We start from the raw sequence: 20,634 nt of genomic DNA, 5'->3' as shown, positions 1-20,634 counted from the left end.
TCAGCGCGACCCGCGGCTCCGACGACGCGCGAATCAAAGCGCTAGAAGCGCGACTTCGGTTCGTGGAACGGCAGTTGCACGCTTCCGGAGGAAACCGACCGGCGGGGAGGTGTGTTCACTGTGCCGACGGGATACTTCTCCGCGAGAACGGGGTCCTCTGGTGTACGAACTGTAGCTACGCCCGGTACCTCTGAAGCATCGCTTGCACACCGGAAGGACGATCACGCGGGGTCGTCGCGTTGCCGCGGCATTCACTCCGCGCGGGGGCCGACCACGTTCCGGAGCGGCCCGCCCGACGCGACTCCGCTAACTTGGAGGTGGGTTAGAAATATCGTTCCGAGGGATTTTAATATGACCACGTATATCGTGAAAATGAGCGCGCTCAGGGGCTCCTGAGGGACGTTCACACTTTGACACACCACCTCCCCTTTTGATCGCGCTCCGAACTTCCACCGGCCAGCGGAGCGCGCACCGACGCGGTTTCGGCTACTCTTGCTACTCTTCCTTCTCGCGCGCGGAGCGGCGGCGGAGGAGATAGTAGCCGCCGGTTCCGGCGAGACCGCTCAAGCCGGCGAAAAGTCCGAAACCGGGACCGTCCTCGGAAGTCGTTTCGTCGCTCGGTGAGGTCCCCTCGGAAGCTGCGCCCGTCGGTTCGGGCGTCGTGTCGGTCGCTGTCATCGTCGGCGTGGACGTTCCCTCCGGCGTCTCCGTTGGCGAGTCCGTTTCCGTCGGCGCGTCGGCTGACGTCTCCTCGCCCGCCTCGCCCCCGTCTTTCGCCTCGCTTTCCTCGTTCGCCGCGCTTTGCTCGTTCGTTTCGTTCTCCTCGCCCCGCTCGCCCTCCTCGTTTCCGTCGGCTTTCCCGCTTTCCCCGGTCGGGTCCTCCTCGGAACCGCTCGGAAGGGGTTCGAGCTTGACGATTCCCGGATACGACAGCGTCGCCGCTACTCCGCCGTCGGCCGTCCGAATCAGCGCCGAACCGGAGTCGTGCCCGTCTGTCTCGGGAACGAGGAGTTGCCAGTCTTTCTTGCCGTCCGCATCGAGTTTGAGAAACGCCAGGCGTTTCGCTCCCGTGTACGCCTCCATCATCTCTCCGGCCAGCAGGTAGCCGCCGTCGGGGGTGAGAACCGCCGAGTAGGCGCGATCGATACCCTTGTACGGCCCGTTGTGTTTGGCGATGCCCACGATCGTGCCGTCCGGGGCGAGTTTCACCAGCGTGAAATGGGTTCGCGTCTTTCCGTCACTGCGGACCGGGTTGTCCTGGGCGACGACGGCCAGCTCACCGCTCGGCGTTTCGAGGATCTGGCTCAAGGCCCTGACGTCGTCGAGTTCGCGCTCCCACAGGACCGTTCCCTCACTGTCGACTTTGACCACGGTATCGACGTAGACGAACGCGTAGCCGCCGTCGCGCGTGCGAATCACCGACCGGATCGGCCTCCCCGACACTCCGTCGTCCGCCGGGAGCGATTCGTAGAGCCGCTCCCATTCGGTAGTCCCGTCGCCGGCCAGTTTGAGCAGCCAGCCCTGAACCCCTTTCGCCCCGCCGAGGAGATAGCCCCCGTCGTCGGTGCGAATCGCGGTCTCGAACGAAGCTGTCGAGACGAGTTCGTGCTCGTGCCGCGAGTCGTCGCGCCGTATCTGCGGTTCGACGACCAGCTTCTCCCACTGGAGATTCCCCTCGGCATCGACTTTCAGCGCCTGCGCCGTCTCGGGGACGGTCGCTCTCTCACCGACCTGGTCTTCGCCCTCCCTCTCGACGTCCTCCCTGTTCGCGTCGGTGCTGAAGTCTCGGGCGCTCCCAACGAGGAGGTAGCCGCCGTCGTGGGCGCGAACGACGCCCTCGACCGACGGGTTCATGCTCGTCCCCTCGACGAAGCGAACCCGCTCTCGTTCCCCGTCCGAACTCGCTTTGACGAGCACCGCGTAGGTGTCCTCGCTCGGTCCCGTCTCCGAGATCTGCTTTCCGTCGGTCGCCAGGAGGTACCCGCCGTCCTCCGTCGGAACGATCGCCTGCGACCGCTCCGAGAGCTCGTTCAGTTCGTACGCTCGGGGATCGTCTTCGAATCGAACCGTCCACTCGACGGACGGCGCGGAGGGAGGAGAGCCGGCGCCGGCGGTCGCGGGAACCGAAGCCAGCGCCCCGCACCCTCCGAGTATTCCAGCCCCGCCGAGGAGCCTGAGCACGGTTCGACGCTTCGTCGTTCCGGCACGGTCGAGTTCCATACCCCGACGTTCTCTCAGCCCGGTAAATCCTTTGTGTGAGCTAAAATTTATTAGACAAATAAAATTTCGGTAATGTGCATAGAAGAGGTACTTATCTAAGTACGATATTTACGAAGCAGATACAATCTCCGTTCCCCGGGGGGTCATCACGGACGGCAGCCCGCGAGATTCCAGAAGGTCTGTGCGGAAACGAAGCCCCAGCTATGCGACGTTATCTGGGTCTGTGTCGGACCCGGCGTTTTCGAAAAGCGTCACCGCGCTTCTTTCAGTTCTTTCAGTCTGGTGAGGAGTTCGTCGACCGAGTCGGCGCCGGTGTACTCGACGCGCCCCTCGAATTTCGTCCGCCGATCGTCGTCCGAATCGGTGTTGACGGAGCTAATCTTCTTTTCGCGGCGTTCGTACTCCTCCTCGTCAAACGTTCCCATCGACAATGTGAGACACCTCTATCATGATCATTGGTGTCGAACGGATAAATGGCCATCGGCCGAAACCGAGCGATCAGCGGGGTCGGAAAGGCCAAACTCCCCCGCTCGTGCGGTGCGGTCGGGAAGGTGATTCGAAGCGAACTCAGCAGTCCTCGTCGGAAGCGCCCGAGGGGGCCGTCTCGTCCTCGGCGGCCGCGGCGTCCGCTTCCGCCGTCCCGTCGTCCTCGTCGCCCTCCGCCGGTCCTTCGGAGCCCGCGTCGTCCTTCTGCTCCGAGTCGTCGGCGTCGTCGGCGTCTTCGCTGTCGTCGGTTCCCGGATGACCGCCTTCGGACGTTTCCCGGCCGCCGGTGATCTCCGGGGTTTCACCGCTCGTCTCCCTTCCGGTCGTTCGTTCACTGCCGGTCTCCGAAACCGGGTACGGCGGACGCGGGCGGCGAACGGCGACACGGGAGATTCGGGAGATTTGGATCCGCGCGGAAGGAAGGGTGGGACGCGGGGGTCGCGGTCCCGACGGCGTGGTGTGTCAAAGCTCGCAGCGCGTGACCAGGGCTTTCGTCCGAGCCGTCTTCCCCTGGTCGTTCCGATAGCGGTCGCGGATCGGCATAGTCACGGTCCCCAACTGTTTTGGCGGTCGGCCCGCCGGAGGGCTGAACGAGGACGCGGTCGACCTCGTTTCGGTTGTTCGGGGCGGGTCCGCCGTCCACGGGTAGGCCAGATCTATCCGCCGTACGTACCGCCTGCTCCGCAAGGCCCTCGATTCCGCCTCAGACGGCGCGACCAGTATACGGCACAAATTGTCAGTATATTCATAATATATCGGGGTTGGTCGGGATAATGTCCGGTATACTTGCTATAACAGTAGTATGGGTTGAATACGAACTCCATCTACACCATCGACCGAGCAGTGAACGCTCGTGCGGGGTTAGCCCGAGGGAGAAGCGATCGACCCTGGCCCCCGCGCGTGCGTTTCTGCTCGGAGATCAACTATGAAGAAGGCACTTCGCATCCTGATGGCTCTCGTGGTCGTCGGTACCGTTTTCACGGCTGGGATGGCGGGTTCGGCCGCCGCGTTCAGCTTCGACTACGAGGAGGGCGACACGACCGAGATCGACCAGAACCAGGAGAACTATCAGAACGCCGAGGCTACCGTCGACCAGGATCAGGACGTCGCCCAGGCTAACTACAACGCGCAGTTCGGCGCCGCGGTCGGCATCTTCAACGACGGTGACCAGTCGGTCAGCCAGAGCAGCGAGCAGGTCAACTACAACAACCAGGAAGGCTACGCGGCCGCCGGTAACTACGCCGAACAGACCCAGGAAGCCGACGCCTGAACGCGGGGTATCGCGAGCGATCGAACGACGCTGACGCCAGTCATTTTTTGCCCGGAACCGCCGTGACGGTGGTGATCAGTAGGGTTTCCTCCGTTGTTGACTATAGTATTATAGATAAAATCACTAAAATATTTATTAAAGTTTAAGAAATTATATCGTAGCCGAGCGTGACGTCCGAATCGGGCCTATGACACGCTCACGACGCACCTTCCTGAAGCGGACGAGTATCGCCGCGGTAGGCACCCTCGGCGCCGGCGCACTCGCCGGACGAGCCGCCGCGGGCGGAAGCGATGGGGACTACCAGGCCCCCGCCGACTACCCCCTGATCTCGACGCGCGGACACTTCGACGACGACGGCGACCTCACCGCCGGAAACACCGCGTACAACTACTACGGCGAGGGCAACTGGGCGAAGTACACGGAGTCGTACCACGGCGAGGTGATCATCTTCGTCCACGGGTGGAACCTGGACGACTCGACCGACGCCGACATCGACTCGGCGTACACCTGCGAACTAGCGCTGGAGAACAGCGGCGTCGATCAGTTCAACGTCGGGTACAGCTGGGACTCGGACAACGGCGGCTGGGGAACCGGCAAGGAGATCGCCCGGAAGAACGGACCGAAGCTCGCCAACTGGATCGCCACCCACAACGACAACGGTGGAGATCCGGTCAGGATCATCGCCCACTCGCTCGGCGCGCGCGTGACGTGCGAGGCGCTCGCGTCCCTGAGCGCCTGGGGCCGGAGCAACGCGGTGTTGTCCGTTTCGCTGCTCGGCGGCGCCGTCGACGACCAGGAGGTCGCAAAGGAGTACGCCTACGGGTCTGACATCGAGTACGCCGCGTACAGCTTCTCGAACTACTACAAGACCGACGACGCCGTGCTCGACTGGGCGTACTCGACGGCCGAGTTCGACACGGCCGTCGGGGAAGAGGGCATCCAGGACGGGACGACGCCTCCGTACAACTACCAGGAGGAGGACGTGACGGCGATCGTGCCCGATCACAACTCCTACTACGAGCCGTCCGACGGGTGCATCCCGCAGGTCGTCGACGACTTCTGATCGGCCGCAATCGCCGTTCCTCGTTTTTCGGCCACGCGGATTCCCCCGTCGGAGCCCGCGCTCCGGGGGCCCGCCAGCGTCGCCTTCGACCCGCCAGATAAGTGTCTGCTGACCGTTCTCACCGCCATGCCCCGCGAAACGGCTGTCGACTTCGCGATAGATCGCGTGCAGGTGCTGGCCCCGGACGGGTCTGTCGACGAGGAGCTCGACCCCGACCTCCCCGAGGACCGCCTGCTCGGACTGTACCGGACGATGAAGCTGTCCCGGCGGCTCGACGAGCGCGCCATCGCGCTGCAGCGGCGCGGGGAGCTCGGGACGTACGCGCCGGCCATCGGTCAGGAGGCCGCGCAAGTCGGCAGCGCGGGGGCGCTGTCCGAGTCGGACTGGATGGTCACGTCGTTCCGGGAGACCCCCGCCTACCTGACGCGCGGCACGCCGCCGCACGTGCTGCTGTGGTACGCGATGGGGATGGAGGAAGGGGCGGCCGTGCCGCGGGAGACGCGCAACATGCCCCCCTCCGTCCCCGTCGGTTCCCAGGCGCTGCACGCCGCCGGCCTGGGGTGGGCACAGGAGATCCGCGACGAGGACGCCGCGACGATCGGCTACTTCGGCGACGGCGCGACGTCCGAGGGCGACGTCTACGAGGCGCTCAACCTCGCCGGGGTGTACAGCTCCCACGCGGTCTTTTTCTGTCAGAACAACCAGTACGCGATCTCGGTGCCGCGCGAGAAACAGACGAAGGCGGAGACGCTGGCTCAGAAGGCGATCTCGGCCGGCATCGAGGGGGTGCAGGTCGACGGCAACGACGTGCTCGGGACGTACGCGGTGACGCGGGACGCGCTCGAAAGCGCCCGCGGGGGCGACCCGGTGCTCGTCGAGGCGCTCACCTACCGGCGGTCGCTGCACACGACCGCGGACGATCCGTCCGTCTACCGACTGGAGGAGGAGGAGGCGGAGTGGGAAGCGCGCGACCCGATCGAGCGGTTCGAGGCGTACCTTCGGGACCGCGGCGCGCTCTCCGACGAGCGGATCGCGGAGATCGAGGCGTCGATCGAGGACGAACTGGCGGAGGAGATCGAGCGCGCGAAGGAGGGGGCACAGCGGATCGACCCGGCGGACATGTTCGAGTACGTGTACGCCACCGCACCGCCGGAGCTCGAACGGCAGCGCGCCGACTTCGGGGGTGAGAGCGATGGCGAATAGGCTCCGAACGATCGAGGCCGTCCGGGGGACGCTCCGCGACGAGATGGCCCGCGACGACTCGATCGTCGTCTACGGCCAGGACGTCGGCAGAAACGGCGGCGTCTTCCGGGCGACGCAGGGGCTCATCGACGAGTATCCGAACCGCGTCTACGACTCGCCGGTCGCCGAAGCGGGGATCATCGGCCTCGGCGTCGGCCTCGCGGCCTACGGGCTGAAGCCCGTACCCGAGATCGAGTTCGCGGGGTTCACCTACCAGGCGTTCCACCAGATCCAGCAGCACGTCGCCCGACTGCGGAGTCGGACGCGCGGGGAGTTCCACTGCCAGATGACGATCCGCGCGCCGTTCGGGGGCGGCATCCGGGCGCTCGAACACCACTCCGAGAGCTTCGAGGCCGGGTACGCCCACGTTCCGGGGCTCAAGGTCGTCGTCCCCTCGACGCCCGCCGACACGAAGGGGCTCCTGACGGCTTCGATCCGCGACCCCGACCCGGTGATCTTCCTCGAACCGACTCGCCTCTACCGTTCGATTCGCGAACCCGTCCCGGAGGAGGACCACGTCGTCCCCCTCGGCGAGGCCGACGTCGTCCGCGAGGGCGAGGACGTCACCGTCGTCGCCTGGGGCGCGATGCGCCACCGGGTGCTCGGCCTCGTCGACGACGTGGACGCGAGCGTGGAGGTGATCGACCCCAGGACGATCGCGCCGCTGGACACGGACGCGATCCTCGACTCCGTCAGGAAGACCGGCCGCTGCGTCGTCGTCCACGAGGCCCCGCGGACCGCCGGCATGGCCGCGGAGATCACCGCCCGCATCAACGACCGCGCCCTGCTGTACCTCGAAGCGCCGGTTCAGCGGGTCACCGGGTACGACGTGCCGTACCCCCTCTTCGCGAGGGAGAGCGCGTACGAACCCGACGACGACCGCATCAGGGCCGGCATCGAGCGGGCGCTGGAGTTCTGAGCGGCGGTCGGAACTACTCGCCGTTTCGTTCCATGTACCCCCGAGCCGTCTCCACGGCCTCCTCGCGCGCGACGGGGCCGTCGGTCAGATCGACCTGGTGGGCCGCCCCGAGTTCGTCGCGCGGCTGCGTGTACGCGACCCACCCGTCCCCCTCCGCCCTGCAGATGACTCGGTCTTCCGGGCCGAGCCACGACCGCAGGTCGTCGTCCGATTCCTCTTCCGTCCATCCCGACGGGGGACCCCCGTTCGGTTCGTCGTTCGGCGATGCCATCGTCTGTTACTGCACGGCTTCGATCGTGATACCTTTTCGCGAGAGATCCGCCGGAGAGCCGAACCGCCGCGGTCGAGCGAACCGACCGGAAACAGGTATTTCCGTGGGCGACCCCTACGCGCCGTCGGTGACTGTCGATGAGGGGTCAACGACTTCCGGTGGAGTGTCCCGTCTGCAACGAAGCGCTCGAGGAGGTGGACGAGGGCGGCGACCTCCGTTCTCACCTCATGAAGGAACACAGCAAGCGAGAGCTGGCGAAGGCGGTGCACGCGTACTTCGAGGAGAAAGAAGAACGGAGCGGCACGATCTCGGAGTGATCGCCGACGGCCGCCTCATCCGGAGACGGCGCCGAGGTACTCGTCGATGATCTCGCTCTTTCGGTGGCGTTCGTGGAGGTGGTCGCGCAGGTGGTTCCTGTTCGTACACTCGCGTCCGCAGATCGGGCACTCGAACTCGGCCATGACGTTCTCTACGGCGTGAACTGCTAAAAAACGGGAGGTGGACGGTCGAGTCGGGGTCGGGGTGAGGCCGATGCGGGAGAGGTGCGAGCGCCGCGGTGGACGACGGCGCTCGCGATCAGTTTCGAAGAGAGAAGGGGGAAGGATGACAGAGAGGCGGCGGGAACCGCGGCTCGCGCGGCGGTCGCCCGGAACGACGAGTACCCCCTTCCGTATCCGACTCGTCGAGTCCGCATAAAAATACTTCCGATATCGGATGAAATTATGCGCCGTCGGTGACGCTTCGCGCCCCGGTGAGAACGGGGGAGAACGGTTGACAGTACGGCACGCGGGAACGATAGCCGAGCGGTGACTCCGTTTTCCTCCCCCACTATTGATTGTCACCCTTGAGCTAAATATTTTCCGCTAATTCATCGGTTATTTTGGTGATCAGGGCGACTGCCGGCGTTGCGTTCGCCCCCGCGGCCGGCCGTTCCGTCGGTTGTCTCCCTTCCGTCGAGCCTCCGCTTCGCCGTCCCGTCGGTCGCCCGCTGGACTCATTGTCGCTCCGCCCCAGGCGTCGGTATGGAGTACGTCGACCGCCGGGGCGCGAGGCTCCCGAAGATCGGTCTCGGGACGTGGCGGCTTTCGGGCGCCGCCTGCGAGCGCGCGGTCGCGACGGCGCTCGATCTCGGGTACCGCCACGTCGACACCGCACAGCTCTACGGCAACGAGCGCCGCGTCGGGCGGGCGATCGCCCGCTCGGCGGTCGACCGCGAGGAGCTCTTCCTGACGACCAAACTCGCGCCGGGGAACGTGCGAGCCGACGGCGTCCGGCGGAGCACGGAGGAGAGCCTCAGGAGACTCGGCACCGACTACGTCGACCTCCTGCTCGTGCACTGGCCGAACCCCCGCGTTCGGCTCGCCGAGACGCTCGGCGCGATGAACGATCTCGTCGATGGGGGCCGCGTGAGACACGTCGGCGTGAGCAACTTCGGGCTCGACCGCCTGCGGGAGGCCCGCCGGATCAGCGACGCCCCGTTGCTCACCGACCAGGTGCAGTTTCACCCCTACAGGCCGAAGCTGGACCTGCTGTCGTACTGTCAGCGGCGCGGCCTCGTCCTCACCGCCTACAGCCCGCTGGCGCACGGCGGCGTGCTCTCGGACGACGTCCTCGGCCGCGTCGGCGAGCGGTACGGCAAGACGCCGGCGCAGGTCGCGCTCAGGTGGGCGATCCAGCACGAGGCCGTCGTCGCCATCCCGAAGGCGACGGGGCGGCGACACCTCGCGGAGAACCTCGACGTGTTCGACTTCGGGCTGACCGGCGCGGAGATGCGGGCGGTCGAGCGCCCGTCGCTACTGCGGACAGCCGTGGGCTTCGCGCGCGGGCGGCTCGGCCTCTGAGACCAGTCCCGCGAGGAACTTCCGGACGCGTTCGCCCGTCTCCGCCCACGTCGGGTGGGCGAGAAACGTCTCCCGCGCGGCGAGGCCCATCTCGGCCAGCCGATCGCGGTTGCGGCAGAGCGGGGCGACGGCGTCCGTGATCTCGCTCGGGTCGGCCGGGTCGACGAGCACGCCGTTCTCCCGGTGGGAGACGAGTTCGCGCGCGCCGCCGGCGGTGGACGCGAGGACCGGGAGGCCGAAGCCCATCGCCTCGACGTACGCGATGCCGAACCCCTCGTAGGAGGAGGGCATCGCGAGCAGGTGGCTGTCGGCGAGGAGCTCCGAGAGCGCCTCGTCGGGGAGGCGACCGGTGAGCGTGATCCGGTCGCCGACGCCCAGTTCGCCGATCTGCCGCCAGACCTCGGCGACGTACTCCCGGTCGACCCCGAGGTCGCCGACGACGGTCAGCCGCCAGTCGGCCCGCGTCCGTTCCAGCCCCTCGACGAGCGTGTGGACGCCCTTCCGCCGCGTCACGTTGCCCACGAAGACGACCCCGAGGGGCCCCTGGTGCGCCCGCTCTCGGATCCGGTCCGGATCGAGCGCCTCGCCGACCTCGTCGGAGATGGCGGCGAACCGATCGCCCGCGGGGTACGCGACGACCGACGGATCGGGGTCGGCGAGTTCGGCGACCGCCTCGCGGGTCGTCCGACTGTTGTGGACGAACGCGTCGACGCTCTCCAGGTACCGGCGCTCGATCCGCCGGTACACCTCGTTTCGCCAGTCGGCCCGCCGCTCGGCCGAGCGGAGGTGGTGGACGACGGCCACGACGGGCGCGTCGAGGTCGAGCCGTCGGTTGAACCAGGCCAGAGAGGGGTGACAGAGTTCGTCCTGGAGGAGGACGTCGAGGTCCGCCCGCCGGAGGCGGCCGCGGAGCGACCGCGAGGCGTTGTGCCCGAGCGATCGGACGTACCCCCGCTCGGGGAGGGAGAACACCCGAACGGTCTCGCCCGCCGATTCGAGGTGGTCCGCGACCTTCCGATCGTAGAGGAACCCGCCGGATCGTTCGTCGAGGTCCCCGTAGACGAGCAACCCGACGCGCATTCAGAGGTCCGTCTCGTACGACGCTCGCGCGCTCTCGTCCTCCCACATCGTGACCGCGGCCCGATCGGGGTTCGTCGGCTCCGCCTCCGCGACGACCTCCTCGCAGACGATCCGCGCGAAGTGCTCGACGCTCGGGTTCAACCCGTCGAACGCCGGCTCGTCGTTCAGCGTCGCGTCCCGGTACCGGTCGATGACCGCCGACATCGCCGCCTCCACGTCGTCGATGTCGACGAGGTAGCCGTACTCGTTCAGCTCCGGCCCCTCGAAGCCGACCTCGGCCGTGAAGCGGTGCGAGTGGAGGTCGCCCTCCGGCCCCGGGTTCGGAACCGTCAGGTAGTGCTGTGCGATGAACGACCGTCGCACGGTGACGGAGTACATGCCTGCGCTATCGCGCGCCGTAAGTAAAGATGATTTGCACGGTCTCCGCGGGCCGCGAATCGAGCAGCCGGTACGCCGACGCCGCCTCGTCGAGCGGCAGGCGGTGGGTGATCAACCGATCCGCGTCGAGCCGCCGCAGCCACTCCCACGCCAGATCGAGCCGGCGGTCGGTCGTCCACCGCCCGCGGAGGTCCGGATCGATCGTGCTGACCTGGCTGCTCTTGAGCTGGATGCGGCTGCGGTGGAAGCGCCCGCCGAGGTCGACCTCGGCGCGCTTGTCGCCGTACCACGACCCGATGACGACCGTGCCGTCGTACCCCGTGACCCCGACGGCGTCTTCGAGCGCGGCCGGATCGCCGGTGAGTTCGAAGGTCAGATCGGCACCCCGAGGCGCGTCGGGATCCGCCTCCGGTCCGGGGTCCAGGCGCGCCCGCGCCTCGTCCGGTGCCAGGCTCGCGTCGGCGCCGAACGAGCGCGAGCGGGTTCGCCTCTCGGGCACCGTGTCGACCGTCACGAGCCGGTCCAGCGGGAACGACGAGAGGACGGCCGTCGTCACCAGGCCGACCGCCCCCTGCCCGAAGACGGCGACGCGCTCGCCGACCGCCGGTCGGCCGTCCATCACGAAGTTGAGCGCGGTCTCGACTGTCGGGAGGAGCGCCGCCGTCGCGGGCGAACAGCCGTCGGGTATCCGTTCGAGCCGCTCCGGGCGGGCGACGAAGCGGCTCTCGTGCGGGTGAAAGCAGAAGACGGTCTCGCCGAGCCAGTCGTCGGACACGTCCTCGCCCGTCTCGGCGACGGTTCCGACGGCCGCGTACCCGTACCGGAAGGGGTACTCGAACGTCCCGGAGAGCGCCGGGATGGACTCGTCGGCCGGGAGATCGCTCGGGGCGTCGCCGTGATACAGGAGCAGTTCGGTGCCGGAGCTGACGGCCGACGCCTCCGTCTCGACGAGAACCTCGTCGGGTCCCGGTCCGGAGAGCGTCCGCTCGCGGACCTCGACTTCCCCCCGTCCGGTGAAGTACAACGAACGTGCGCGCATGGCGCTACCCGTCCCCCGGAGTCGGCGTCCGCCGCGCCGCGTCCGCCCCGGGCGCGACGGTTCGCGGACGGTCACGTCGGGCCCCTCGGCGTCCGACGACCGCGGGACGCCGCGGACCGTCGGTGTCGATCCGGACCTGGGTGGGGTGCGCGTTCGTCACACCGGTACCGGACGGAGGGGACGCACATCGTTCTTTGGTTCCTACCCGCCGTACGGCGGCGTTATCAGCCGACTACCCCGCGACGAGCGGGGATCGGCGTCGGCCCGAACCGCGGGTTTCAACAGCGACGGCCGCCTACGGTCGCCGATGAGCTACCGCGGCGCTGTGCTCGACGTGGACGGGACCGTCGTCAGGAGCGACGAGCCGATACCCGGCGCCGCCGAGGGGCTGGCGGCGCTGTCCGCCGCGGGCATCCGGCGGCTGTTCGTCTCGAACAACCCGACGAAGCCGCCCGCCGCCTACGTCGACCGCCTCGGCCGAGCCGGGTTCTCGGTGACGGCCGAGGAGGTGGTGACGTCCGGCACGGTGACGACCGCCTACCTGCGGGAGAACCACCCGGACGCGACGGTGTACCTCGTGGGCGATCCCGGCCTCCGCGAGCAGTTCCTCGACGCGGGAGTGACCGTCGTCGGCGAACCGACCGACGTCGAGGCGGTGGACGTCGCGGTCGTCTCCGTCGACCGTCGCTTCGACTACGAGCGGTTGACCGAGGCGCTCTCCGTCCTCTCCGACGACGGGGTGGCGTTCATCGGAACCGATCCGGACGTGACGATCCCGACGGCCGACGGGCTGATCCCCGGCTCCGGCGCGATCATCCACGCCGTCTCGGGCGTCGTCGGGAGGACCCCGGACCGCGTGCTCGGGAAGCCCTCGGCGACGGCCAGGCGGATGGTGCTCGACCGCCTCGGCGTCCCGCCGGAGGAGTGTCTCGTCGTCGGCGACCGCCTCGACACCGACATCGCGCTCGGGGAGCGCGCCGGGATGACGACGGTCCTCGTCCGCACCGGCGTCACGGACGAGCGCGCGAGCGCGCGCTCGGAGATCCAGCCGGACCACGTGCTCGACTCGGTGGCGGAGATAGGGCGCGTCATCGAGGGGTGAGCGCCGCGGAGGCAGACCGGCCCCGACCCGCCGTAGCGCGACGTGGACAACCGTTATCGTTTCGCGCGGCGAACACGCGCAGTGCCATGCCAGGCAAGAAACTCCTCATGCTCGTCGGCGACTTCGTGGAGGACTACGAGGTGATGGTCCCGTTTCAGGCGCTGCGGATGGTCGGCCACGAGGTCGACGCGGTCTGCCCCGAAAAGGGGGCGGGAGACGCGGTGAAGACTGCCGTCCACGACTTCGAGGGCGATCAGACGTACACGGAAAAGCCCGGTCACAACTTCGAGCTGAACGCGACGTTCGACGAGGTGGACGCAGACGAGTACGACGGACTCGTGATCCCGGGCGGCCGCGCGCCCGAGTACCTGCGGACGTACGACCGGGTGCTCGAAATCACCCGCGAGTTCGCCGAGGCCGAAAAGCCCATCGCGGCGCTCTGCCACGGCGCGCAGATCCTCGCGGCCGCCGACGTGATCGACGGGAAGCGCTGTACGGCCTACCCCGCGCTCGAATCGGAGGTGACGGCCGCCGGCGGCGAGTGGCGAAACGAGGTCGCCGTCGACGGGAACCTGGTTACGGGCCAGGCGTGGCCGGACCACCCCGAGTGGCTCTCGGCGTTCCTCGACGTGCTCGGAACCTCCGTCGAACACGGGGCGGCGGAGGCGACCGCGGACGACTGAGCGGGCGCGCAACGGACGATCGAACGGACGCGCAACCGGTGACTGAGCGGACGCGTGGACGATCGGGTGCGCGACGGACCGTCGGCGGCGGTCGGGTCGGCGGAGGCCTCGCGGAGGTTTCGCGGAGGCGCGAGTCCGACGACCGGCGACCGTCACCCCCGCCGCGGATTTTCAGAGCCGCTGGCATTTGTCTGACGGTACGTTTATGTTGCGGACGCCGTACTGTGTGGTATGGAAGCGATTGACACGCCATACGTCTTCCGCGACGAGGTGGAAGAGCCCCCGACGTACGACGTCGAAGAGCGCGAGGTCGTCATCGTCGACGGTCAGGCCATGAGCTTCCGGAGCTATCGCCGGTAGGCGAGTCCCCTCGAACGGCCTGCCGATTTCTGCCGTCGCTCTCCGCTCGGCTCGCGGGAACGAAAAGACGGGACGTCGGAGCGGACGCGATCGGCGGGAACGCGTCGCGTCGGATTGCGTCCGTGTCAACGCTCGGATCGCGTCCGTGTCAGCGCTCGGAACGCGTCGCGCCGCCGTTCAGAACGCGCCGCCGTGGGCGGAGATGTCGGCGTGCAGCCCCTCGCGGAGCGCCGAGTGGACGTGGCAGATGTCCTCGCCGCGCTCTACGATCTCGTCGAGCTCGTCGTCCGAGAGGTCGGCCTCGACGTGGATCTCGAAGCGGATCGCTTCGAGGTCGTCCTCGTCGTTCAGGTCGGCGTCGGCGTCGATCTGGACCTTCCCGAGGTCGTCGTGGCCGGCCTGCCGGCCGCCGACGCGGAAGGCGGGCAGGAAGCACGCGGCGTAGGTGGCCACGAGCGTCGCGTTCGGGTTCGGGCCCTCCTCGTCCGTCGGGTCGATCGACAGGTCGTAGTCGCCGACCTGGCTGGTGCTCGCGAACCCCTGCTCGCTGACGGTGGTGGTCTGGATGTCGCTCATGCGTTCTGTTCGACGGACGCGACTGTCCTAAAGATTGTCCACTCGGGCGAGCGCGGCGAGCGCGCCATCGAATAAAAGAGTCGGAGATCGCCGCTCAGAACGCGCCGCCCTCGATGGTCGTGTCTGCGTGGAGGCTGTCCTTCAGCGCGTCGTGGACCTTGCAGAGTTCGAAGCCGCGCTCGACGATCTGTTCGCCCTGCCCGTCGTCGAGGTCGGCCTCGACCCGGATGTCGAACGAGACCGATTCGAGCTTGTCGTCGTCGTTGAGTTCGCCGGACGCGTCGATCTCGATGCGGCCGAGGTCGTCGACGCCGCGCTGCCGCCCGCCGACGCGGAGCGCGGGGACGTAACAGGACGCGTACGCCGCGAGCAGGCTCTCCAGCGTGTCCGGCGCGTCCTCGGCGTTCGGATCGATCGCGGTCTCGAAGTCGCGGATCTGGTTGGTCGAACTGAACCCCTCCTCGGAGACGGTGTGGACTTCTTTCGCCATGCGGGTGCAGTATCGACGGCCAGACCCTAAATCGTTCCCGCCGCGGCCAACGCGGCCGATCCGGAGCGCCGGAGATACGGATCCGGTCGGTCGAAGATCCGAAACTCGGGGGCGAATCGACGCCCCGCTCGACCGCCTTATTCGAGCGCGAACGTCTCGTCGCCGTCGAGGACGTGCACCTCGGCGCTCGCGCCGGTCGCCTCGACCTCGCGCACGAAGTCGTCGGTGTCGATCTCGATCGGGGGGAAGGTGTCGTAGTGCATCGGGAAGGCGTGGTCGACGCCGAGCCAGTCCGCCGCGACGGCCGCCTGCCAGGGGCCCATCGTGAAGTGATCGCCGACCGGCAGCGCCGCCGCGTCGGGTTCGAGGAACGGGGCGATCACGTCGCGCATCTCGGTCATGAGCGCCGTGTCGCCCGCGTGGTAGAAGGTCAGGCTCTCCTCGTCGGACACCTGCGTCGGCTTCGTGTCGCTGATCACGTACCCCGTTGGCATCCCGACGTCGTACTCGTAGCCGGTGTTGACGCCGTTCGTGTGGTCGGCGCGGACCATCGTCACGAACGCGTCGCCGCACTCGACGGTGCCGCCGATGTTCATCCCCATCCCGCCGACGGCGTCCTCGAAGCCGAACTCGTCCTGCGCGAACCCGACGAGCTCCGGCGTCGCGACGAGCGTCGCGTCCGAGAACTCGCCCGCGTGGCCGATGTGGTCCGCGTGCCCGTGGGTGAGAAGCACGTAGTCCGGCGAGTCGAGGTCCGAGGGCTCCTTCGAGGTCTTCGGGTTGTCGAAGAACGGATCGACGAGGAGCGAGGTGTCGCCGACGGTGACGTGCCAGGTGGAGTGGCCGTGCCAGGTGAGTTCCATGGACATAATCCGCCGTACACTACTCCCGACGGCCACCTGAATGTTGCCCCGACGGAAAGTCCCGCCGCGGCCCCGCTCGGGCCGTCTTACGGGTTCTCGCCGGGGTCCTCGTCCGTGATCTCCGCGATCTCGGCCCCCTCGACGTACTTCGTCTCGCCGTCGATGCGAAGCTGGATCGTCCGCCCCGGGACCTCGCGGGGCTCGCCGTCCTCGGGGACCGACACGCGCGTCACGTTCTCGTAGGTCACCGGCTTCCGCAGGATCGTCTGGTCGCCGTACTCGACGCGCTCCCACTCGTCCTCCGGACCGACCTCCTCCGTTCCGAAGTACTCCTCGGAGTCGGTGTCCACCGGCTCGTCGCCCGACTCGACCGTCTCCTTCGCGTCGTCCCGCCGGTACTGATACAGGTACGCCAGCATGGCCGGACGTTCACCGTCGTTCGTGAAAAACGTTCGTTCGGCGGGGTGGACGGCGGACGCGGGACCGACGTCGACGTCGCTGTGGGTCGGCCGGGGGTTCGCCGCCTTGCAAAGGCCTAAAGAACGGCGGAACGCACCGACCGCCATGCACCACGTCAGATTCCGCGACCCCGCCGGGGCCGTCCGGCGCGGGCGGTGGCGCGAGGACGCGATCACCTTCGGCGGCGAGCGGTACGACCCCGACGAGGTGGACGTGCTCGCGCCGGTCGAGCCGTCCAAGATCGTCTGCGTCGGCCGAAACTACGCCGACCACGCGGCCGAGCTGGACAACGACGTGCCGGATCGGCCGCTCCTGTTCCTCAAGCCGCCGAACGCCGTCGCGGGCCACGGCGACGCGATCACGCTGCCGGCCGGGAAGGAGCGCATCGACCACGAGGCGGAGCTGGGCGTCGTGATCGGCGAGCAGTGCCGCCGCGTCGCCGCCGCGGACGCGATGGACGTCGTCGCCGGCTTCACCTGCGTCAACGACCTCTCGAACCGGGACGACCAGCGGCGGGAGACCAACTGGGTTCGCGGCAAGGCGTTCGACGGGGCCGCGCCGATCGGCCCGGTGGTCGCCGATCCCGAGGACGTCCCCGAGGACGCCGCCGTCCGGCTGCGCGTCAACGGCGAGACGAGACAGGACGGGCGGCGCGACCGGATGCTGTTCGACGTGCCGTCGCTGATCGAGGAGATCACGGCGTACGTGACGCTCGAACCCGGCGACGTGATCGCCACGGGGACGCCCGAGGGCGTCGGTCCGCTCTCCGACGGCGACCGCGTCGAGGTCGAGATCGAGGGCGTCGGCGCGCTCGAACACTCGGTTCGGATCCCGTAGCGCGATCGGTCGCCGGCTCCCAGCCGTTCGAGAGCGCGGCGTCGAACGGGAAACGGGAAACGAGATCGCCGAGACGCGCGCGATGAAGCGGGCGTCGCGTGGGCCTCGGGCGTGGGCATCCTCGCCTGGAAGGAGCTGTCCGGGGACCTGAGCGACGAGGAAGCGACGGAAACGAGGGAAGCGAACTGAGCGCGGGCGAGCGCGGTCCCGCGAAGAGCCCTTACCGGCCCGCCGCCAACGTCGGACGATGGAACGGCGACGCTACCTGCGGGCACTCGGTGCCGGAAGCGCCCTGGGGTTGGCCGGCTGCGCCGACTCGAACCCCCGGGTCGACAGCGCGCGCGCCGCCCGGCGGGGCGACGACGCGGCGACGCTCACCCTCGCAACGGCCACGACCGCGCACGACGCGGGGCTGCTCGACGCGCTCCACCCCGCGTTCGAGCGGCGGTTCGACGCCCGGGTGAGGACGCTCGTCCGCGGGACGGGCGCGGCGCTGCGGACCGCCGCCGACGGCGACGCCGACGCCGTGTTGGTCCACGCCCGCGGCGCCGAGGACGCGTTCCTCCGCGCCGGCCACGGCGTCAACCGGCGCGACCTCATGCACAACGACTTCCTCGTCGTCGGTCCCGAGTCGGACCCCGCGGGGATCGGCAGTTCCGGCGGTCCCCGCGAAGCGTTCCGCCGGATCGCGGCGTCCGGAGCGCTGTTTCTCTCCCGGGGCGACGACTCGGGAACCCACCGGAAGGAGCGCGACCTCTGGGCCGCGGCGGGCGTGGACCCGACGGGTCGATGGTACCAGTCGACCGGCACCGGGATGGGGAAGACGCTCGTTCAGGCGGGACAGCGCGGCGCGTACACGCTCTCGGATCGCGCGACGTTCCGAGTGACGCGGGACTCGACGGGGCTCGTCGCGTTCGTCGAAGGGCCGCTCGGCGGCGGCCCGCCGATCCTGAAAAATCCGTACGGCGCCATCGCCGCCAACCCGGCCCGCCACCGGACGAACTACGCCCTGGCGATGGCGTACGTCGGCTTCCTCACCGGCCCCGAAGGCCAGCGCCGAATCGGCGGGTACGGCGCGGAGGGCGACGACGGGCCGCTTTTCGTCCCCGACGCGATCTCCGAGACGCCGCGGTTCGGCCAGTACGTGCCGCGGGGCTGGTCGGACGAGTAGGCGCACGCGACGCCGGGCGCCGGGCGCGAGCGCGACGAGTCGACCGCCCGGTCAGGCCGGTTCGGGCCGGTTCAGTCCGCTCGGTCGTCCCGGTCGTCCGTTTCGCCGCCCTCGTCTCCGTCCCCGTCGGCGTCGGCCTCGACGTCGAGCGCCCGCTCGGCGAGCCGCTTCTGCGCCCGGCGGAGCCGCTCGGAGAGCGCCTGGTGGGTGATCCCGAGTTCGTCCGCGAGCTCCTCCGACGAGACGCCGCGCGGGACATCGAAGTACCCCCGCTCGACGGCGGCGACGAGCGTCTCGTGTTGCTCTTCCGTCAGTCCGAACCGGCCGCGTTCGGCACCGCGGTCGAGTTGATAGACCCGCTCCACGTCGAGGTCGACGCCGCGCTCCCTGCAGTAGTGGAACGTGTTCGACAGCGACTCGTGGTCCGCGAACAGGACGCGGAGCCGCCAGCCGTCGGCCGCCCCCCGCGCGCTCAGTATCGTCCCCTCCTCCTCCACGAGCACCCGGAGCGCGAGGCGGATCCGGTCGACCCACTCCATCGCGTACAGCCGTTCGCCGTCGAGGTCGGCCAGCGGTTCGACCGACGCGACGCTCGGGTCCGCGCGGAGCGCGTCGTCCAGCTCGCCGAGTCGCGTCTCGTCTCCGAGCGCCCAGACGAAGGGCATCACCCTGTCGTCCTCGTGGGCGACCACGCGCTCGACCTCGAACGCGACGTCGGGGACCGCGGCGAGCGTCTCCGAGAGGGCGAACTGGTCCGCGGGGATGCGGACGGCGACGATGGTTCCCATTGCGACGTGTCGGACAGACGGGGAGGTCGCGGATCAGGGTGACGGCCGCGGGGACGGAGCCGGGCGGGGGACGCGCGTCGGCCGATCGGAGAGACGGTCCGGGGACGCGCGTTCCCCCACCGGCCGATGGTTCGGCGGCGACGCGGGCTACGCGTACGAGTAGCGCGGGGCGGTCGGGGCGGGTTCGGCGACGCGGCGGTCGGCGAGCGACTCGACGTCGGCCCGCAGCCGTGCGGCGCAGTCGAGGCGCATCCGCCGCGCCTCGTCCTCGTACAGCTCGCCCGGACCCGAGAGCTGCGACGAGAGGGGACGGTAGGCGCGGATGTCGAAGCCCAGCGCGTCGAGGTACTCCCGGACGCGCGCCGATCCGAGCCCCCACCGAACGGCCTCGTCGCTCAGCGTCCGGAGGTCGCCGAACTCGGGGATCCGGATTCGGTCGGCCGACACCCCCGGATCGCCGAACTCGACGGGCGTGCGCTCGGTCCGCTCCATCAGGGCGGCGACGTCGGCCACGAGCCGCAGGAGCTGGCTCGGCAGCGCGGCGTCCGGCGCGCGCCACTCGACCGTCGGGAGCGACCGGCGGAGCCGGACCGGCGCGAGCACCGCGTCCTCGGGGGTGAAGTGGGCGTGGACCTCGCTCTCGGAGACTCCGCGGTCGGCCGCGATGTCGACGAACCCCTCGAAGTCCCGGCGGACGCGGCGCTCCCACTCGTCGACGCCGTCGACGTACGGCTGGAGGTCGCAGTACCGCCGGAACCGGTCGCCGCACCGTCGCCGGTAGGCGTCCGCGCGCGCACAGTCCATCGTGCGTTCGCCCCGGTAGTACGGCGAGGAGCTCACGAGCGAGATGACGGGGTCGAGCGCGGTGAGCAGGTCGAGCTGGCGCTCGACGCGTCCCTGCTCGAAGTGGACGTGGGTGCCGGCGCAGTTCTTGGCGCTCAGGATTCCGTCGCCGTAGATCTCCTCGAAGAGCTCACCCCGGCGGGTCGTCGCGGGGACCGACAGCTCCGTGAGCGGCGTGCCGAGCGGGACGAGGTGCCGATCCGTCTCCTCGGCTGCGTCGAGCACCGTCCGGAGCGTCTCCTGGAGTTCGCGGCCGAGCGACCGAACGCTCTCGTGCGGCGAAGTCTGGATCTCGAGCAGCGGCCCGACGAACTCGGGCTTCGCGTGCTCGTGTGCCTCGACGAGGTCGCGACCGTCGCACGGACGGCCGCGATCGTCGACGACCCAGTACTCCACCTCGAGTCCGAGTTTCATGGGTTTGAGTCGGGCGCGACTCTGGGCCGCGGCCCGGTACCCCTCTTTCGTTTCGTCGTCGGCTAAGCGCAGAGCCTGCGAGCGCAACCCCATTAAGTACTCGACCCTCGAACGGTGAATCGAACGCGGGTTTTTCTGCCGTTTCGGTGCCTCTATGCGGGTTTCGGGATTTGACGCCTCGTCTCGGTCACAACCGTCGAAGATCGCCGCGGGTCGCCGCGGACGCCGCCGGCGGTCGG

The 20,634-nt window shown here is 68.8% G+C and carries 24 protein-coding genes; 11 read left to right on the top strand and 13 right to left on the bottom strand.

From position 1 onward, the window contains the following. Nucleotides 1-495 precede the first annotated feature (495 nt). Both CNO20_RS19045 and CNO20_RS19040 read right to left on the bottom strand, forming a co-directional pair. On the bottom strand, nucleotides 496-2,220 hold the full coding sequence (locus CNO20_RS19045; RefSeq protein WP_101297787.1) for a hypothetical protein: 1,725 nt from the start codon (nucleotides 2,218-2,220) through the stop codon (nucleotides 496-498). Between the two features lie 251 nt (nucleotides 2,221-2,471). Further along, nucleotides 2,472-2,645 (bottom strand): DUF5786 family protein, encoded by a 174-nt coding sequence (locus CNO20_RS19040; protein WP_332889013.1) that lies wholly within the window; start codon nucleotides 2,643-2,645, stop codon nucleotides 2,472-2,474. Between the two features lie 986 nt (nucleotides 2,646-3,631). Between CNO20_RS19040 and CNO20_RS19035 the strand changes: the two genes are divergently transcribed. The 4 genes from CNO20_RS19035 to CNO20_RS19020 all read left to right on the top strand — a co-directional run bounded on the left by CNO20_RS19035 (nucleotide 3,632) and on the right by CNO20_RS19020 (nucleotide 7,200). Then, complete coding sequence (locus CNO20_RS19035; RefSeq protein WP_101297785.1) at nucleotides 3,632-3,976, top strand: hypothetical protein; 345 nt, start codon at nucleotides 3,632-3,634, stop codon at nucleotides 3,974-3,976. Between the two features lie 187 nt (nucleotides 3,977-4,163). Further along, nucleotides 4,164-5,039, top strand: a complete 876-nt coding sequence (locus CNO20_RS19030; RefSeq protein ID WP_101297784.1) for a DUF726 domain-containing protein — start codon at nucleotides 4,164-4,166, stop codon at nucleotides 5,037-5,039. Nucleotides 5,040-5,165: 126 nt separating this feature from the next. Beyond that, nucleotides 5,166-6,242 carry a pyruvate dehydrogenase (acetyl-transferring) E1 component subunit alpha gene (gene pdhA, locus CNO20_RS19025; protein WP_101297783.1) on the top strand — a complete coding sequence of 359 codons (1,077 nt, stop codon included), beginning with the start codon at nucleotides 5,166-5,168 and terminating at the stop codon, nucleotides 6,240-6,242. After that, complete coding sequence (locus tag CNO20_RS19020) at nucleotides 6,232-7,200, top strand: alpha-ketoacid dehydrogenase subunit beta (protein ID WP_101297782.1); 969 nt, start codon at nucleotides 6,232-6,234, stop codon at nucleotides 7,198-7,200. Before pdhA ends, CNO20_RS19020 begins: the two co-directional genes overlap by 11 nt. Nucleotides 7,201-7,213: 13 nt before the next feature. On the opposite strand, the gene CNO20_RS19015 is transcribed toward CNO20_RS19020, so the two are convergent. Continuing rightward, nucleotides 7,214-7,471: a hypothetical protein gene (locus tag CNO20_RS19015; RefSeq protein ID WP_101297781.1), complete on the bottom strand. Its 258-nt coding sequence runs from the start codon at nucleotides 7,469-7,471 to the stop codon at nucleotides 7,214-7,216. A gap of 137 nt (nucleotides 7,472-7,608) precedes the next feature. Here CNO20_RS19015 and CNO20_RS19010 point away from each other — a divergent pair, with 137 nt between their 5' ends. Then, nucleotides 7,609-7,788, top strand: a complete 180-nt coding sequence (locus CNO20_RS19010) for a hypothetical protein (RefSeq protein WP_101297780.1) — start codon at nucleotides 7,609-7,611, stop codon at nucleotides 7,786-7,788. A gap of 15 nt (nucleotides 7,789-7,803) precedes the next feature. Here the strand turns inward: CNO20_RS19010 and CNO20_RS24170 are convergent, their stop codons facing one another. Then, nucleotides 7,804-7,932: a hypothetical protein gene (locus tag CNO20_RS24170; protein ID WP_269844161.1), complete on the bottom strand. Its 129-nt coding sequence runs from the start codon at nucleotides 7,930-7,932 to the stop codon at nucleotides 7,804-7,806. 561 nt (nucleotides 7,933-8,493) lie between these two features. Between CNO20_RS24170 and CNO20_RS19005 the strand changes: the two genes are divergently transcribed. Further along, nucleotides 8,494-9,312 (top strand): aldo/keto reductase, encoded by an 819-nt coding sequence (locus tag CNO20_RS19005; protein WP_101297779.1) that lies wholly within the window; start codon nucleotides 8,494-8,496, stop codon nucleotides 9,310-9,312. On the opposite strand, the gene CNO20_RS19000 is transcribed toward CNO20_RS19005, so the two are convergent. Genes CNO20_RS19000 through CNO20_RS18990 form a run of 3 tightly spaced genes read right to left on the bottom strand, consistent with a single transcriptional unit; the run spans nucleotide 9,265 to nucleotide 11,809 of the window. Beyond that, on the bottom strand, nucleotides 9,265-10,392 hold the full coding sequence (locus tag CNO20_RS19000; RefSeq protein WP_101297778.1) for a glycosyltransferase family 4 protein: 1,128 nt from the start codon (nucleotides 10,390-10,392) through the stop codon (nucleotides 9,265-9,267). The genes CNO20_RS19005 and CNO20_RS19000 overlap by 48 nt on opposite strands. Beyond that, nucleotides 10,393-10,770, bottom strand: coding sequence for a 6-pyruvoyl trahydropterin synthase family protein (locus tag CNO20_RS18995; protein WP_101297777.1), 378 nt, complete (start codon nucleotides 10,768-10,770; stop codon nucleotides 10,393-10,395). Nucleotides 10,771-10,777: 7 nt separating this feature from the next. After that, nucleotides 10,778-11,809 carry a zinc-dependent alcohol dehydrogenase gene (locus tag CNO20_RS18990; protein ID WP_101297776.1) on the bottom strand — a complete coding sequence of 344 codons (1,032 nt, stop codon included), beginning with the start codon at nucleotides 11,807-11,809 and terminating at the stop codon, nucleotides 10,778-10,780. 307 nt (nucleotides 11,810-12,116) lie between these two features. Between CNO20_RS18990 and CNO20_RS18985 the strand changes: the two genes are divergently transcribed. From CNO20_RS18985 to CNO20_RS24165, 3 genes are all read left to right on the top strand, one after another. Beyond that, nucleotides 12,117-12,911, top strand: a complete 795-nt coding sequence (locus CNO20_RS18985) for an HAD-IIA family hydrolase (protein WP_101297775.1) — start codon at nucleotides 12,117-12,119, stop codon at nucleotides 12,909-12,911. Between the two features lie 86 nt (nucleotides 12,912-12,997). Next, entirely contained in the window at nucleotides 12,998-13,594 is a 597-nt protein-coding gene (locus CNO20_RS18980; RefSeq protein ID WP_101297774.1) for a DJ-1/PfpI family protein, read from the top strand. 231 nt (nucleotides 13,595-13,825) lie between these two features. Next, nucleotides 13,826-13,954 (top strand): hypothetical protein, encoded by a 129-nt coding sequence (locus tag CNO20_RS24165; protein ID WP_269844160.1) that lies wholly within the window; start codon nucleotides 13,826-13,828, stop codon nucleotides 13,952-13,954. 177 nt (nucleotides 13,955-14,131) lie between these two features. Here the strand turns inward: CNO20_RS24165 and CNO20_RS18975 are convergent, their stop codons facing one another. The 4 genes from CNO20_RS18975 to CNO20_RS18960 all read right to left on the bottom strand — a co-directional run bounded on the left by CNO20_RS18975 (nucleotide 14,132) and on the right by CNO20_RS18960 (nucleotide 16,302). Next, nucleotides 14,132-14,530 carry an OsmC family protein gene (locus CNO20_RS18975; protein ID WP_101297773.1) on the bottom strand — a complete coding sequence of 133 codons (399 nt, stop codon included), beginning with the start codon at nucleotides 14,528-14,530 and terminating at the stop codon, nucleotides 14,132-14,134. Between the two features lie 94 nt (nucleotides 14,531-14,624). Continuing rightward, nucleotides 14,625-15,020, bottom strand: coding sequence for an OsmC family protein (locus CNO20_RS18970; protein ID WP_101297772.1), 396 nt, complete (start codon nucleotides 15,018-15,020; stop codon nucleotides 14,625-14,627). A 137-nt stretch (nucleotides 15,021-15,157) separates the two neighbouring features. After that, the gene (locus CNO20_RS18965) at nucleotides 15,158-15,883 is read right to left on the bottom strand and encodes a metal-dependent hydrolase (protein ID WP_101297771.1); all 726 of its coding nucleotides are present in this window, start codon (nucleotides 15,881-15,883) and stop codon (nucleotides 15,158-15,160) included. A gap of 86 nt (nucleotides 15,884-15,969) precedes the next feature. Next, entirely contained in the window at nucleotides 15,970-16,302 is a 333-nt protein-coding gene (locus CNO20_RS18960; RefSeq protein ID WP_101297770.1) for a hypothetical protein, read from the bottom strand. Between the two features lie 145 nt (nucleotides 16,303-16,447). Here CNO20_RS18960 and CNO20_RS18955 point away from each other — a divergent pair, with 145 nt between their 5' ends. Then, nucleotides 16,448-17,179 carry a fumarylacetoacetate hydrolase family protein gene (locus CNO20_RS18955; protein ID WP_101297769.1) on the top strand — a complete coding sequence of 244 codons (732 nt, stop codon included), beginning with the start codon at nucleotides 16,448-16,450 and terminating at the stop codon, nucleotides 17,177-17,179. A 247-nt stretch (nucleotides 17,180-17,426) separates the two neighbouring features. Further along, the gene (locus tag CNO20_RS18950) at nucleotides 17,427-18,350 is read left to right on the top strand and encodes an ABC transporter substrate-binding protein (RefSeq protein WP_101297768.1); all 924 of its coding nucleotides are present in this window, start codon (nucleotides 17,427-17,429) and stop codon (nucleotides 18,348-18,350) included. A gap of 71 nt (nucleotides 18,351-18,421) precedes the next feature. Here the strand turns inward: CNO20_RS18950 and CNO20_RS18945 are convergent, their stop codons facing one another. Both CNO20_RS18945 and CNO20_RS18940 read right to left on the bottom strand, forming a co-directional pair. After that, nucleotides 18,422-19,138 carry a helix-turn-helix domain-containing protein gene (locus tag CNO20_RS18945; protein WP_101297767.1) on the bottom strand — a complete coding sequence of 239 codons (717 nt, stop codon included), beginning with the start codon at nucleotides 19,136-19,138 and terminating at the stop codon, nucleotides 18,422-18,424. A gap of 147 nt (nucleotides 19,139-19,285) precedes the next feature. Next, on the bottom strand, nucleotides 19,286-20,395 hold the full coding sequence (locus tag CNO20_RS18940) for a glutamate-cysteine ligase family protein (RefSeq protein ID WP_101297866.1): 1,110 nt from the start codon (nucleotides 20,393-20,395) through the stop codon (nucleotides 19,286-19,288). Between the last annotated feature and the right edge of the window lie 239 nt (nucleotides 20,396-20,634).

Origin of the sequence: Halegenticoccus soli, assembly GCF_002844195.1 — an archaeon.
GTDB lineage: Archaea > Halobacteriota > Halobacteria > Halobacteriales > Haloferacaceae > Halegenticoccus > Halegenticoccus soli.
This window is presented reverse-complemented; position numbering and strand designations above follow the sequence as displayed.

Excerpts from the sequence above, each read along its gene's own strand:
- CNO20_RS19045 (WP_101297787.1), bottom strand. The coding sequence starts at position 2,220 with ATGGAACTCGACCGTGCCGGAACGACGAAGCGTCGAACCGTGCTCAGG.
- CNO20_RS19040 (WP_332889013.1), bottom strand. The coding sequence starts at position 2,645 with ATGGGAACGTTTGACGAGGAGGAGTACGAACGCCGCGAAAAGAAGATT.
- CNO20_RS19035 (WP_101297785.1), top strand. The coding sequence starts at position 3,632 with ATGAAGAAGGCACTTCGCATCCTGATGGCTCTCGTGGTCGTCGGTACC.
- CNO20_RS19030 (WP_101297784.1), top strand. The coding sequence starts at position 4,164 with ATGACACGCTCACGACGCACCTTCCTGAAGCGGACGAGTATCGCCGCG.
- pdhA (WP_101297783.1), top strand. The coding sequence starts at position 5,166 with ATGCCCCGCGAAACGGCTGTCGACTTCGCGATAGATCGCGTGCAGGTG.
- CNO20_RS19020 (WP_101297782.1), top strand. The coding sequence starts at position 6,232 with ATGGCGAATAGGCTCCGAACGATCGAGGCCGTCCGGGGGACGCTCCGC.
- CNO20_RS19015 (WP_101297781.1), bottom strand. The coding sequence starts at position 7,471 with ATGGCATCGCCGAACGACGAACCGAACGGGGGTCCCCCGTCGGGATGG.
- CNO20_RS19010 (WP_101297780.1), top strand. The coding sequence starts at position 7,609 with ATGAGGGGTCAACGACTTCCGGTGGAGTGTCCCGTCTGCAACGAAGCG.
- CNO20_RS24170 (WP_269844161.1), bottom strand. The coding sequence starts at position 7,932 with ATGGCCGAGTTCGAGTGCCCGATCTGCGGACGCGAGTGTACGAACAGG.
- CNO20_RS19005 (WP_101297779.1), top strand. The coding sequence starts at position 8,494 with ATGGAGTACGTCGACCGCCGGGGCGCGAGGCTCCCGAAGATCGGTCTC.
- CNO20_RS19000 (WP_101297778.1), bottom strand. The coding sequence starts at position 10,392 with ATGCGCGTCGGGTTGCTCGTCTACGGGGACCTCGACGAACGATCCGGC.
- CNO20_RS18995 (WP_101297777.1), bottom strand. The coding sequence starts at position 10,770 with ATGTACTCCGTCACCGTGCGACGGTCGTTCATCGCACAGCACTACCTG.
- CNO20_RS18990 (WP_101297776.1), bottom strand. The coding sequence starts at position 11,809 with ATGCGCGCACGTTCGTTGTACTTCACCGGACGGGGGGAAGTCGAGGTC.
- CNO20_RS18985 (WP_101297775.1), top strand. The coding sequence starts at position 12,117 with ATGAGCTACCGCGGCGCTGTGCTCGACGTGGACGGGACCGTCGTCAGG.
- CNO20_RS18980 (WP_101297774.1), top strand. The coding sequence starts at position 12,998 with ATGCCAGGCAAGAAACTCCTCATGCTCGTCGGCGACTTCGTGGAGGAC.
- CNO20_RS24165 (WP_269844160.1), top strand. The coding sequence starts at position 13,826 with ATGGAAGCGATTGACACGCCATACGTCTTCCGCGACGAGGTGGAAGAG.
- CNO20_RS18975 (WP_101297773.1), bottom strand. The coding sequence starts at position 14,530 with ATGAGCGACATCCAGACCACCACCGTCAGCGAGCAGGGGTTCGCGAGC.
- CNO20_RS18970 (WP_101297772.1), bottom strand. The coding sequence starts at position 15,020 with ATGGCGAAAGAAGTCCACACCGTCTCCGAGGAGGGGTTCAGTTCGACC.
- CNO20_RS18965 (WP_101297771.1), bottom strand. The coding sequence starts at position 15,883 with ATGGAACTCACCTGGCACGGCCACTCCACCTGGCACGTCACCGTCGGC.
- CNO20_RS18960 (WP_101297770.1), bottom strand. The coding sequence starts at position 16,302 with ATGCTGGCGTACCTGTATCAGTACCGGCGGGACGACGCGAAGGAGACG.
- CNO20_RS18955 (WP_101297769.1), top strand. The coding sequence starts at position 16,448 with ATGCACCACGTCAGATTCCGCGACCCCGCCGGGGCCGTCCGGCGCGGG.
- CNO20_RS18950 (WP_101297768.1), top strand. The coding sequence starts at position 17,427 with ATGGAACGGCGACGCTACCTGCGGGCACTCGGTGCCGGAAGCGCCCTG.
- CNO20_RS18945 (WP_101297767.1), bottom strand. The coding sequence starts at position 19,138 with ATGGGAACCATCGTCGCCGTCCGCATCCCCGCGGACCAGTTCGCCCTC.
- CNO20_RS18940 (WP_101297866.1), bottom strand. The coding sequence starts at position 20,395 with ATGAAACTCGGACTCGAGGTGGAGTACTGGGTCGTCGACGATCGCGGC.